Genomic DNA, 12,661 nt, shown 5'->3' on the forward strand with positions numbered 1-12,661 from the left:
CTGGCCTTTTTTATTGAGTCGCGGCATACCAAGCAACGTTGGATGATTTGGTCATCCCTTAAGCGATTTTAAATAAACCAATTTGTTCAGTCAGTTTCTTGGCTTGAGTATCGATACTTTGGGCTGTGGTGTCAGTGTCAAGCGTCCGCTCTGATACCGAACCTGCAGATCGGGCAATGTTGTTGACGTTAACCGTGATCTCTTCCGTGACAGAAGATTGTTCATTGGTTGCGGTGGCAATTTGAGTATTCATGTCGTTAATCGCAGTCATCATTTGGGCGATTTCTTCTAGCATTTGATTATTTTTATTACAGTTTTCAACACTGCTCGCCACATATTGGTTCGCACCGCTGATACCCCCAACCACTTTCTTCGTTTCCGACTGAAGCGATTCGACTTTTGCACGAATCTCTTCTGTTGAAGTTTGCGTACGAATCGCGAGCGATCTTACTTCGTCGGCGACCACGGCAAACCCGCGGCCTTGCTCGCCCGCTCTCGCGGCTTCTATTGCTGCATTTAGCGCCAGAAGGTTGGTTTGCTCAGCAATCCCTTGAATAACATCAAGAACAGAACCGATGGAGTCGCTTTCGGCGGAGAGTTGCTTCATAGACTCAGTCGCATCCCCCATTCGTGAAGAAAGTTGCGAAATCTCGCCCACTAACTCCTTACCAACGTCAGCACTTTGTCGAATAGACTGTACAACGGTTTCTGACGAGTCAGAGGCATTACTTGCATAACTTGCCACTTCACTGATTGACGCGCTCATTTGGGTGGCTGCAGTAGCGACCTGATTGGAATTTGTTTCTTGTTGATCCACTTCGTTTCGCATTGAATTTATATTGTTTTGAATATTCTTCGATGCAATTCCCAACGAATTTACCGTGGTATTGGCTCCCTTGATAAGCTCAAGGAAGTCATCAAGCATGATGTTCATCGATTTTGATAATTCGGCGATTTCATTTTTTCCTGAGGAATCCAATCGTATTGTCAAATCGTGCTCTCTGGCAATGTGTGAAATACGTTGAGTCAGCGCAGTGATGGGCTTGCTGATACTTGCTGCAACCAGCCATGCGATGACGAGAGAAACTAGAATCAAGGCAGCACCGATAGCAAAAGCGAGTTGGTGTAAGGTTTGCTGCAGTTGATGCACTTCAAACAGAGATTCTGCTGTCTCTATCTCTGCGATTAATGCCCATTCTTGTCCGAGTATTGAAATGGGGCTGTAGGCCGCAAACACATCTTTTCCTACATGGTTTGGTCCTGACGTAAACCCTTTTTCGCCATTCAGTGCTGCTATGGTGTGGGCAGATTGGATCGTTTGTTGCCCTGATGACGACTCCGTAAGACCAATTCGTTCGACTACAGCGTCTGGAATACCATTGTTTCGCAGTGAATCAAGGTAGGCCGGTTTGTCTTCGGCAAGCAAACGAGATTGAGACCGTATTAATTGGTCGGGCCCGACAAGGAAAGTCTCTCCGGTATTGCCCATGCCATCAAGCTTCCAGTTACCGTCATAGGTCATGATGGCGTTGATACTATCGATAGGCATTTGGAAAATAAGAACACCAACATTTTTGCCATTTTTTACCACGGGTGTACCGACAAAGGATGCAGGACTGTCGTAAGAAGGGTAATAGGGGGAAAAATCAATAAAACTGTACGCACCTTTTTCGAGATCTTTAGCCTGCATGAATGCATCAGCCAGACCGCTTTGGCGGTATGGGCCATTAATCAAATTGGTGGCATAGTCGAGTTCTTTGAATACTGAATAGACGACGTCGCCGCTGGTATCGACCAAGAAGATATCGTAATAGCCAAACGATTCTAAAAATTGTCGAAAGTTGCTATGAAAAACATCGTGAATTTCGCTGTACGTGGTTTCATCAGAAGCTTTGTCGAGCAGATGTTTATTGCCAAGCTCATGTTCATTCAAACCAATGTAAGCCTGTTGCAGTAATTTGCCATTGAGACCTATCTGCTCGAGGTTTCGCAGTGCATCGGATGGCTTTTGGTTTGTGTCTTGATATGTACTACCAAACTCATCGGTGTAATATTTTTTCAGTGTGCCTGCCTGATTCGGGACCAGCACCGCTTCCGTTCCGACACTTTGGAAGCTCGTTGAAAACTGAAGCATCGCATCTTCAGTCATGGTGGAATTAGCCAGATTGGTCAACTGCTTTACGATAGTGTCAAAGTAGCGCGTAACCTCCGACTTCTTCACCTCTCGCGCTGACATCAATTGGTTCTGAATTTGATGCTCTAGGGCGTCGGCAGATGTTTTATCTGCCGTAAGGGTTAGCAGTGTTGCGGTAGCAATGACCGTTGCCGCGCTAACAGAGACAAAAATAACTTTGATTTTTGTAGAGATGTTCATGCTTTTTGCTCCAAATTTTAGTCATTGGTTGCAAATGTGATTCTCATTAAGTGTAGAAAATTTGACATGCTTTGTTGGCGAATCTGGAGGTTTTCCGCCAAATGTGTGTTAACGCTATGAATTTGAAGATTAATAATTTTATCGTATTGATATCCGTAGCTTGCCGTCAAAACGCAGACCATTAACTCGTCAACTAACTGACAAATGTCTAACGTTTTGTTGGCTTTATACGGTGTTGAAAGTGTATGTTTTGCCTAAATGAGTGGACATAACCTAAAGGGGTGAACATGTCCATCATTTGGTTTTGGGTGTGATGCGATATCTGTTATTTTTTAGTCGGTTACCAATGCGCGTTCTAAAATAGCGACCGAGTAGTATTGTTCAAATTTATAGCCAACATCTGTCAGATATCCCACCTGCGTAAATCCAAATTTTTCATGCAAGCGTAATGACGCGGCATTGGGTAATGTGATGACAGAATAGGCGCGTCGAATAGGGGAGCTGCTCATTTTTTCTAACAATGCAGCCATGAGTTCAGAACCCATACCTTTAGCTTGGCACTCATGGTGCAAGTAGATGGTGATTTCGCTACTGATTTTGTAGGCCAGCTTCTCGCGAAATTCACCGTTATAAGCAAACCCAATCACGTGGCCGTGCGGATCTTCTTTCACCAATACATGATAATAGCCATCACTGTCAGAAAGCTTTTCAAACCATGCTTGTCGCCGTTGGATTGACCAAGGGTCATAGTCAAAAGTGATTGCCGTATTCAATACATAATGGTTGTAGATGTCATTGATGGTGTCTAGATCCGACACGCTTGCATTTCTAATTGTCACTCAGTCATTCCTTCTACGCGGTGTTTACTGTTCTTTTAGCGCCAGCTCGACGGCAGCGTTGGCGTGCAACTCAGTGGTGTCATACAGTGGGATACCGGTGTGTTTTTGCTGAACCAGCAACCCGATTTCTGTACAACCAAGAATGACGGCTTCAATGCCTTGCTTTTGCAGTTCGTCGATAACTGAGAGGTATTGCTTACGTGATTGTGCGGAAATCTTACCTTGGCAAAGCTCTTGGTAAATGATCTCGTGAACAATGTCTTGGTGCCACTCAGGGGGAACGGACACTTCAATGCCGTGCTCGTTGAGTCGTTCTTTATAAAATGGCTGAGACATGGTGAACCGTGTCCCAAGCAGCCCTACGTGCTTGATACCATCATGTTTTAACTGTTGCGCGGTTGCATCAGCGATATGAAGTAAAGGGATAGAGGTGGCGGCTTGCACTTCCGAAGCGACTTTATGCATGGTGTTTGTGCCGATCATAATAAAGTCGGCACCCGCCGTTTCGAGCTTCTTCGCTTCATTGGCTAGCAGAGCTGCTGCAGCTTGCCAATCTCCAGCGCGTTGAAGTGATTCAATGTCAGCAAAATCGACACTCGTCAGGATCATTTTTGAGGAATGATGGCCGCCAAGCACTTCCTTGGTTTTTTGATTGAGTAGGCGATAGTAAATTGCTGTCGACTCCCAACTCATCCCACCAATTAAACCTATTGTTTTCATGTGCACAATCCTTGTATATCCGAGCACAGATGTAGTGATGTAACTATGTTGATGTAGTTATATGCTTCCGTTAACTAAACAGTAAATACCATATAATCTCCGAAAAGGCACTGTTACTTGCTGAGACAGATCAGAAGTCGTGCTTTCTCAACATCATTGCAACTATTGCGTTGAGGGGGAATAGACAGACTGATGTTTAAAAAGGGAATGAAAAAAGGGGTGTATGGTTGTGAAAGCGTCAAGCTGGGTGGTGTTTTCAGAATGGATTCAAGGTTACTTGGGATATGGTGTTTGGGATATGGCACTTAAGGTGTGTTGTTTAACAAAAGTTAGCCTCTATTAAACAACACATTTAAGTAACACATTTGAACAATGCATTGATACCGGCATTGATACCGGCATTGATATCGGGATTGTTCTTGTGGTTCAGGCGAATGACTTTTTTGGTAACCGTTTTGGAAACACGTTTGTGCTAGCCACTCGTTTTTGATGTCGTCGCATTGGCGCTGACACCTTTCAACCAGCTGCTATACCAACTGCCCAGGCTTTCTATGGCCTTCGGTCGGCAGATCAAAAAACCTTGCAACAATATGCCGGGGTACCTGGAATAGAGATAATCGAGATCCTCAAAGTGCTCAATGCCTTCTGCTACCAAATCTACGTCAAATGAATTGGTAATCTCAGCGAGTGATTGAACAATCACCTGACTGAATTGATCTTGATGGATGTGGTTGATCAAGGTTCTATCAATTTTTACTTCGGTAAAAGGCAAGCTTCTTAGCTGATTAATATTGGTAAAACCCGTGCCAAAATCATCCATTGATAGCCCATACCCCCTGATCCGTAGTCGGTTGAGTGACTCCATTTGTTCGGGGGTTTTAAGCGCATATTCCTCAGTGATTTCTAACACTACACGGGATTTATCGATATGTTTTTCGCTGAAGAGAATTTCAAGTCGATTCGGGATCTCTAGGTCCGCGAGCTGTTGAGCGGATAGGTTGATACTGACGTGTACGTTGTCGCCAAAGATTTCCGAGAGCTTATCCATATCATGTGCAGTCGCTTCTGCCAGCTGCATCGTCATTAAGTCCATCAGGTCATGTTCTATGGCTGTGGGTATAAAGCGACCCGGTAGAACGGCATCGGTTTCTCCCGGCAGTCGAATACGTGCAAGTACCTCTAGGCTTTCGACACGGTTTGTCTGAGGGTTTAACTTAGGTTGGTAATAAGGGATGACTTGATGGCGCTCAATACAGTGTAATAACTCTGATTTACTCATTTTTTGAAAATGAGTAAATCGTCGTTCTTCAATTTGGTCCATTCTATCGAGTATCAGTTTTAAAGCGTCGACTTTCAGCGGTTTGGATACATTTCCAAGTAGGCAGATTGACTGCTGTCTGGCAACTTCAGCAGCGAGTTCAATGATCCGCACATCAAGGTCAGAAATAATGCACACGCCACCTTTAAAGTCCATTTTTCCTAACTCTCGAATGACGCCCATGCCATCAATTTCGGGCATGTTGAGGTCGGTGAGGACAATGTCATATTTGGTGGGGAAATGCTGCAGTTCCTCAATGGCCTCAACGGGTGATGAAAAGCGAGTGACGTCGCTATAGCCCAGCTCTCGCAGCATTCCCTCAACTAACGCTAAGATGGCGATGGAATCGTCAACTATCAAAATTCGCCTATCTTTGCTCATTTCTAATCCCTAAAAAAAGTGTCTCAATAGTAAAACTAGATGGATATTAGAAAAACACAAACGTCTACAAGGTATGAAAAAGCATACAATGCGAAGTCAGGCGAAAATTTTGAATCGGTTTAGACACTTAGTGACAGAACATTGATTTGAAGAAATGTTTTTATTGAAGTTTTGTTGATACATCCGATTCTGGCGATTGGTGATCGCAGATCGAGTTAAAGTCACCACGAAGGATAAACACTATGCAGGATTTTTCATGGAAATGAATAGAAAAGACACACTTGATCTGGTGCTGCTCGCCGCGTTATGGGGGGCTTCATTCATACTCATTCGCTACGCCGTGCCTGAATTTGGCCCGTTTGCTCTGATTTTGGTGCGTGTGGGGTTAGCTGCCTTATTACTGCTACCGATTCTAATGATTCGCCGTCAACTCCCTATTTTCAAGGCGCACTGGTTTCACGCCTGCACTGTCGGTCTATTTAGTTCAGCCGTACCTTTTTTACTTTTTGCCTATGCAATGATGAGTGTAACGGGAAGCTTCGCATCAATCGTTAATGCCGGCACGCCGATATGGGGAGCAATTATTGCTTACCTATGGTTGGGTGAGTCTATGACAAGAAATCGCGTTCTTGGGCTCCTTTTGGGTGTGCTCGGTGTGGTGATTCTTGTTTGGGGGAAACTGGACTTTGGTGACCAGGGATTAGGCTTTCCAGTGTTGGCTGTATTGGGTGCGACGTTTATGTACGGAATTTCAGCGAGTTACACCAAGCGATTCTTACATGATGTTCCACCTTTAGTCACGGCAACAGGCAGCCAAATAGGGGCAACCTTGTCTTTAATTCCGTTCGGTTTTTATTTTTGGCCTGATGCTGCGCCAAGCACAGCAAGCTGGATCGCTGCCATGGTGCTGGGTTTTGCCTCAACGGGTTTTGCCTATGTCATATTCTTCCGCTTGATTGGTAACATTGGGCCAGCGAACACGATGACGGTGACCTTCTTGATCCCATTGTTTGCAGCAGTGTGGGGAGCGATGTTCTTGGGAGAAATTATTACCGTGAGAATGATGCTTGGCGCGTTAGCCATCTTCTTAGGAACAGCGTTAGCAACGGGTTTCCTATCTCGCAGGCAGAGGAAAAACGCATAGTGTAGGGAAGCGGGGGTGAAACCGCCTGCATTGAACATGAATAGACAAAGAGCCCATGAGGGGCTCTTTTTTGTGGGTGCTGACTGTCGCTTATTGTGACTCTGAGGTAGTCAGTGCAGAGACTTCTAGTAGCGGTGCTGCATCAATATTGTCAGCATTCATCATCGAAGAGATTCGCTGAACTGAAGATATCAGTAGCGACTGCTCCCATTCTTCCAACGATTGAAAGCGCGAAATAAAACTGTCTTGTAACGGTTTAGGTGCTTGCTCAAGTGCTTTTTCACCTTCCGGCGTTAAATGCGCATGGACTTTACGCTTATCAAGGTTACTTCTGACACGCACGATGAGATTGCGGCTTGCGAGACGATCCAAGATGGTCGTCGCAGTGGCTTGGCTCATATTGGTATGGTTAGACAGCTGACGAATGGTCACTTCATCCAATTCATGAATCGCACTCATGAGTACGAGTTGAGGTCCTGTTAAGCCTGCAACTTTGTTGAGCTTACGTGAATGTAGGTCAATGGCTCGAATAATTTGTCTTAGCGCAACCAGCACCTCTTCGTGCTTCTCCATCGAAGCGTCTCCTTTAACTGCAGCAGGGTGAAAAACCGCGAAATTATCTGCGTAAAACACAAATAATAAAAGGCTTTTTCAATAACCTTACACACTGGAAGCGAAAGATGCGATATCGGAAAGCCATAGACTTTTCGTTGAGGCTCAAAAACGAGGCGTTGACGCTATGCAACTCAATACAAATGTTAAGGTAATGCGTATTTGAATGAGATTTTTTCTCATTATCATTTGAAATGATTGATAGTGAATGTAATAATCATTCGCGTTTGTAATAACTGGTTACATATCAACTTTTCAAGGACAGATTATGATGTATTCCTCTCGTGCCATGGCTCTCTCTGCATTCTCTCTTTCGTTAGCTTCTTTTACTACGTCGGCAGCGACGCCAGATCAAGTTGTTAGCCACTATGCCGATCTTGCTCATGCGGTTTATAGCGATTCTCACCTCACCGCAAAGCAGCTTGATACCGCAATCAACGCGTTGATTGAGAAACCATCAGCGCAAACATTGGCGACAGCTAAAACAGCGTGGCTTGCAGCTCGAGTACCGTATCAGCAATCTGAAGTGTTTCGCTTCGGCAATGCCATTGTTGATGACTGGGAAGGGCAATTGAATGCGTGGCCTTTGGACGAAGGTTTGATCGATTACGTGGCAACGGACTACCAGTATGAACTGGGTAATGAAGGCGCGGTGGCTAACATTGTTGCTAGCACGTCGATTAGTGTTGGTAATGAAACCATTGATATTCAGAAAATCACGCCTGAGGTGATTGCGTCTTTGAATGAATTGGGTGGATCTGAAGCCAATGTGGCTTCCGGCTATCACGCTATCGAATTCCTACTGTGGGGCCAAGATCTTAACGGTACAAATAGCGGCGCGGGCGAACGTTCATTCACCGATTTTGCTTATGGTGAATCATGCACAAATGGTCACTGTGATCGTCGTAGAGACTATTTAAAAGCGGCATCTGAATTGCTTATCACCGACTTAGCTTGGATGGAAAACCAATGGGCAGCGGGTGTGAGTGGCAATTACCGCGAAACCTTGCTTAACGAAAACGCAGAGAATGGTCTGAGAAAAATGCTGTTTGGCATGGGGTCATTGTCGCTAGGTGAATTGGCGGGTGAGCGCATGAAAGTGGCACTGGAAGCGAACTCATCGGAAGACGAGCATGACTGCTTTTCGGACAACACCCATAACTCTCATTATTACAACGAGCAAGGCATCTATAACGTCTTCACGGGTAGCTACTCTCGCGTAGACGGCTCTGCAGTGAGCGGCCCATCTTTGTATGGCATGGTGAAAAAAGCGAACCCTGAAAAGGCGGGAGAGATCCTTGCTGATTTCGACTCTGCGCGCAGTGCTGTGTTTAAGCTGGTGGAATCTGCTGAAGTGGACGGCGTGCATTTTGACCAATTGATTGCTGTTAACAACACGGATGGTCACCTCGTGATCAACAACGCGATTGCTGCACTGGTTGATCAAACTCGTGGCATTGAGTCTATCGCTGGCGAGTTGGGTATTAGCAATCTCAATCCGGATAGCGCCGATCACCAATTCTAAGAAATAGAAAATTAAACAGGGAGTTGCGGCAGGTTTGTCGCAACTCCCTTTGACGTATTTGGAAAGTAGTCATGAAATATACGGTTTTACTGCTCAGTGTCTTTGCATCGTTGTCATTCGCAAGTGAGATAAAGTCGGGTGGAGACACGACGACGAGCAAACAGGGCGCGAACGCCTTTTCCCAGCCAGCCACGAATCTTCCTCTTAGTGATCGCATTGACTTCAGTGTCGGCAACAGTTTTTTCCGTAACCCTTGGGTAAGCGCCCCCGCATCGACCGATGCCAGAGATGGACTTGGGCCACTGTTTAATACCAATGGATGTCAAAACTGCCACATTAAAGATGGACGAGGTCATTTGCCGCTTGAAGGTGATCAGAATGCCGTCTCTTTGCTCATTCGTTTGAGCATTCCTGCGTTGACCGACACACAGAAAAAGCAGCTCATTTTGTCCGGTAACATTCCTGAACCGACATACGGTGGGCAACTTCAAGATTTTGCGCTTCCGGGTGAAAAGCCGGAAGGTAGAATTGTCGTGAAGTTTGATTACCACACGGAAACATTCGCTGATGGACACACGGTTGAGTTGCGTAAGCCGATCATCTCTATTGCAGATTTGAATTACGGCGCGATGCACCCTAACACGCAAATGTCGGCGCGTATTGCACCGCCGATGATCGGGTTAGGCTTGTTGGAATCGATCCCCGAAGCGACGTTATTGGCTATTGCTGATCAGCAAAATAAAGATAACAACGGAGTGTCGGGGCGTCCCAATTATGTGTGGGATGTAGCGCAAGACAAAACGGTGGTTGGGCGCTTTGGCTGGAAAGCCGGTCAGCCAAATCTGATGCAGCAAAATGCCGCGGCGTTTAATGGCGACTTGGGCTTAACCAGCGCATTGTTTGCTGACGAAAACTGTTCCACAGGACAAGATCTTTGTCAGCGTTTGCCAAACGGTGGCAACCCAGAAGTCAGCGAAAAGATTCTTAATTTTGTCGAGTTCTATTCCCAACATCTCGCTGTTCCGATGCGCCGCAATCTTTCCGACCCCTTGGTTCAGAAAGGGGAGACGTTATTCCAAGAGGCCGGTTGCGCAAGTTGCCACCAGTCAAACCTCAAAACGGCAGCGCGCAGCAATAGGCCTGCACTGAGTGAACAAACCATTCACCCTTATACCGATCTTTTACTGCATGACATGGGTGAAGGATTGGCAGATAACCGTGGGGAGTTTTTGGCTAACGGTCAAGAATGGCGAACCGCACCGCTTTGGGGAATTGGGTATACCCACGAAGTGAATGGGCACACTGAATATCTTCACGATGGTCGTGCTCGAACGGAAATGGAGGCGATTCTTTGGCACGGTGGTGAAGCCAAAGCAAGCCAACAAGCAGTCTTAGGGTTTGATGCGCGCCAAAGAGCGGCATTGATAGCATTTCTGAAGTCGTTGTAGGAATGGGATGTGATGATGAATGTAGCGAATAATATAGCGAGCAACGTAGCGAGAAATGCAGCGAGTGACGCAAAAGGTCTTGTCGTATTAGTGACGCTGTCACTATTGATGGGGTGTGATAGCCAAGCGCAATCTGTTTCATCTGAACAAGCAGATCCTCAAAATGCCCTTTGGGAGATCCAAACGCGTTCGACATCTGAGTTTGTTGCTCAAGCCAATAGGTTGGAATCCGATATCGCGGCACTGTGCGAAACAAAAACCAATCACGCATTGTTCAAAAGCCAAGCGCAGTGGGTAGAAACCATGAAGGCGTGGCAGTCTTTGGCGGGGGCTAACTATGGCAATGAAACGGCGATGTCCTTGAGCTGGCAAATTCAATTCTATCCTGACAAGAAAAACACGATTGGACGTCAGATCGGGCAATTGCTGAAGAGCGAAGAGGATATGTCGACGTTGGCGCTCGAAAATCAAAGTGTCGCGGTTCAAGGTGTTGGGGCACTTGAATGGTTGCTGTTTGATGGGATGCCTATTACTCAAACTAATACTGGCACAGCCAAGCTTGAAGCTGAAGGGATAGATAAGTTGGCAGTACGTTGCCCACTGACCCAAGCGGTTTCGTCACACTTGGTTAATTCTTCAGAACGTATGGCATTGGCATGGCAGGGTAATCTTTGGAAGGAAGCTTCTGAAGAACAGCGTAATAGAGATGCGCTGAATATTTTGGCGAGTCAATTAGATTCAGCCATGAAAACCTTGTCCTTAGCGATGGGAAAACCCGGTTATCCCAAGCCGTATCAAGCCCAAGCATGGCGTTCAGGACAATCCTTGGCGCTGCTGAAAGCCCGCATTGTTGCGCTACAAGCACGTTATATTGAAACGCTAGATGGTGTGTTGCGTGAGCAAAACCAAAGCCAAGGCCAAAACAAAGATCAACAACTAGGGGCTTTGGCTGATCGACTGGTAAAGCACTGGGACATTGCGCTGGAAAGTGTGCCCAATGGTGACGCTATCAAACCCTATTTGTCAGAACCCTCGGATTACCGCCAGTTAATCACGTTGTCGAATAACTTAGAGTACATCAAGATTGCGTTAGCCGATGAGGTCGCCGCAGCGCTGGGTATGGTTGTGGGATTTAACTCAACGGACGGAGACTAGCCATGGTAAGCCACAAACGACGACGCATGCTGTTGTCGGCGTTGGCGGTGGTCGCGTCTGGCGGTTTCGTTGGGGGCGTGTATTCGCGTGCTCGTGCCGAGCACGCATTGAAGCCAGCGTATATGGGATGTGCTCGGCAACCAGACGGCCAGTTCAATGTGACTGCCATCAATGATGCGGGAGAGGTCTGTTTCACCTCACCACTTTCGCATCGTGGTCACGGGATTGCGGTTGATCACTCAAAGCGTTTAGCGTTTGTATTTGCTCGCCGGCCAGGCGCGTATATTAGTGTGATATCAACGGATACCGGTGAGGTGTTTTCTACTTATCATTCCGACCCTCGGCGTTATTTTTACGGTCATGGTGATGTGTTGGGTGACGTGTTACTGACAACGGAAGGCATTGAGGGGTCAAGTGAAGGTGTGATTGGGATCTATCGTATTGCTTCTAATGGCAGCCTCTCCAAACTCCGTGAGATTACGGGTTTTGGAATTGGACCACACGAGCTTAAGGTCGTCGATGAACATACGTTGGCTGTCGCTGTTGGGGGAATACACACGGACAAGCGAACCCCAATGAACCTAGATACCATGAAGCCAGCTTTGGTATTCATCGATATTCCTTCAGGGCGAATCACCCAGCAATACCACCTAGAAGACCACCAACTGAGTATCCGCCATCTTGCAGTCAGTTCCGCAAAAGACGTGGTGATTGCACAGCAATATAAAGGTGACACCGATAAAGTTTCACCATTATTGGCGATTAAACGAAAAAATGGTGACTTTGTAGCGCTTAAGGCGAGTACTGAGCAGTGGACGCGTTTTCAACACTACATTGGCAGTGTGGCATGCACGGAAAAACAAGTCATTGCTACCTCACCTCGGGGTAATTGCTTTGGGGTTTGGGATATCGCAACCGGCGAGCTTCAGTCGCTATCCGCCTTGATGGATGCTTCTGGCGTCTCGGCTGAAGCCGACCGTTTTGCCTTAAGTTCAGGCAGTGGCAGGGTTGCATTTCAATTGGCGAGAAAAAGTATTAATTTTCATACATCTGGCGTGACCTGGGATAATCATTGGGTCATGCTGTGACGTCATACTTTTCTAACTCTTTGTTTTTCTAGATTCATAAAAAATCCGCCAACGAAA

Annotated in this window: 10 protein-coding genes; 5 read left to right on the forward strand and 5 right to left on the reverse strand. The window is 46.3% G+C overall.

Translation table 11 applies throughout. From position 1 onward, the window contains the following. Positions 1-58: 58 nt before the first annotated feature. From Q365_RS0114850 to Q365_RS0114865, 4 genes are all read right to left on the reverse strand, one after another. A complete protein-coding gene (locus tag Q365_RS0114850; RefSeq protein WP_028024088.1) occupies positions 59-2,374 on the reverse strand; it encodes a methyl-accepting chemotaxis protein in 2,316 nt (771 codons plus the stop codon). A gap of 332 nt (positions 2,375-2,706) precedes the next feature. Continuing rightward, positions 2,707-3,213: a GNAT family N-acetyltransferase gene (locus tag Q365_RS0114855; RefSeq protein WP_028024089.1), complete on the reverse strand. Its 507-nt coding sequence runs from the start codon at positions 3,211-3,213 to the stop codon at positions 2,707-2,709. A gap of 24 nt (positions 3,214-3,237) precedes the next feature. Beyond that, the gene (locus Q365_RS0114860; protein WP_028024090.1) at positions 3,238-3,933 is read right to left on the reverse strand and encodes an aspartate/glutamate racemase family protein; all 696 of its coding nucleotides are present in this window, start codon (positions 3,931-3,933) and stop codon (positions 3,238-3,240) included. Positions 3,934-4,405: 472 nt separating this feature from the next. Next, a complete protein-coding gene (locus tag Q365_RS0114865) occupies positions 4,406-5,632 on the reverse strand; it encodes an EAL domain-containing response regulator (protein ID WP_028024091.1) in 1,227 nt (408 codons plus the stop codon). Positions 5,633-5,888: 256 nt separating this feature from the next. On the opposite strand from Q365_RS0114865, the gene Q365_RS0114870 reads away from it, so the two are divergent. Then, positions 5,889-6,776, forward strand: a complete 888-nt coding sequence (locus Q365_RS0114870) for a DMT family transporter (protein ID WP_028024092.1) — start codon at positions 5,889-5,891, stop codon at positions 6,774-6,776. A gap of 90 nt (positions 6,777-6,866) precedes the next feature. Here Q365_RS0114870 and Q365_RS0114875 read toward each other — a convergent pair whose 3' ends face one another. Further along, the gene (locus Q365_RS0114875) at positions 6,867-7,349 is read right to left on the reverse strand and encodes a MarR family winged helix-turn-helix transcriptional regulator (RefSeq protein ID WP_028024093.1); all 483 of its coding nucleotides are present in this window, start codon (positions 7,347-7,349) and stop codon (positions 6,867-6,869) included. 328 nt (positions 7,350-7,677) lie between these two features. Here Q365_RS0114875 and Q365_RS0114880 point away from each other — a divergent pair, with 328 nt between their 5' ends. The 4 genes from Q365_RS0114880 (at position 7,678) to Q365_RS0114895 (ending at position 12,604) form a co-directional block, all read left to right on the forward strand. After that, complete coding sequence (locus tag Q365_RS0114880; protein ID WP_028024094.1) at positions 7,678-8,913, forward strand: imelysin family protein; 1,236 nt, start codon at positions 7,678-7,680, stop codon at positions 8,911-8,913. Between the two features lie 71 nt (positions 8,914-8,984). After that, positions 8,985-10,361, forward strand: a complete 1,377-nt coding sequence (locus Q365_RS0114885) for a di-heme oxidoreductase family protein (protein ID WP_028024095.1) — start codon at positions 8,985-8,987, stop codon at positions 10,359-10,361. Between the two features lie 12 nt (positions 10,362-10,373). Next, a complete protein-coding gene (locus Q365_RS0114890) occupies positions 10,374-11,516 on the forward strand; it encodes an imelysin family protein (protein ID WP_245621560.1) in 1,143 nt (380 codons plus the stop codon). 2 nt (positions 11,517-11,518) lie between these two features. Then, positions 11,519-12,604 (forward strand): DUF1513 domain-containing protein, encoded by a 1,086-nt coding sequence (locus Q365_RS0114895; RefSeq protein ID WP_028024097.1) that lies wholly within the window; start codon positions 11,519-11,521, stop codon positions 12,602-12,604. The last annotated feature ends 57 nt before the right edge of the window (positions 12,605-12,661 follow it).

This window comes from Enterovibrio calviensis DSM 14347, from assembly GCF_000621165.1.
GTDB lineage: Bacteria > Pseudomonadota > Gammaproteobacteria > Enterobacterales > Vibrionaceae > Enterovibrio > Enterovibrio calviensis.

What these genes read in the sequence shown, in the direction of transcription:
- Q365_RS0114850 (WP_028024088.1), bottom strand. Translation starts at nt 2,374, where the DNA reads ATGAACATCTCTACAAAAATCAAAGTTATTTTTGTCTCTGTTAGCGCG.
- Q365_RS0114860 (WP_028024090.1), bottom strand. Translation starts at nt 3,933, where the DNA reads ATGAAAACAATAGGTTTAATTGGTGGGATGAGTTGGGAGTCGACAGCA.
- Q365_RS0114865 (WP_028024091.1), bottom strand. Translation starts at nt 5,632, where the DNA reads ATGAGCAAAGATAGGCGAATTTTGATAGTTGACGATTCCATCGCCATC.
- Q365_RS0114870 (WP_028024092.1), top strand. Translation starts at nt 5,889, where the DNA reads ATGGAAATGAATAGAAAAGACACACTTGATCTGGTGCTGCTCGCCGCG.
- Q365_RS0114875 (WP_028024093.1), bottom strand. Translation starts at nt 7,349, where the DNA reads ATGGAGAAGCACGAAGAGGTGCTGGTTGCGCTAAGACAAATTATTCGA.
- Q365_RS0114880 (WP_028024094.1), top strand. Translation starts at nt 7,678, where the DNA reads ATGGCTCTCTCTGCATTCTCTCTTTCGTTAGCTTCTTTTACTACGTCG.
- Q365_RS0114885 (WP_028024095.1), top strand. Translation starts at nt 8,985, where the DNA reads ATGAAATATACGGTTTTACTGCTCAGTGTCTTTGCATCGTTGTCATTC.
- Q365_RS0114890 (WP_245621560.1), top strand. Translation starts at nt 10,374, where the DNA reads ATGATGAATGTAGCGAATAATATAGCGAGCAACGTAGCGAGAAATGCA.
- Q365_RS0114895 (WP_028024097.1), top strand. Translation starts at nt 11,519, where the DNA reads ATGGTAAGCCACAAACGACGACGCATGCTGTTGTCGGCGTTGGCGGTG.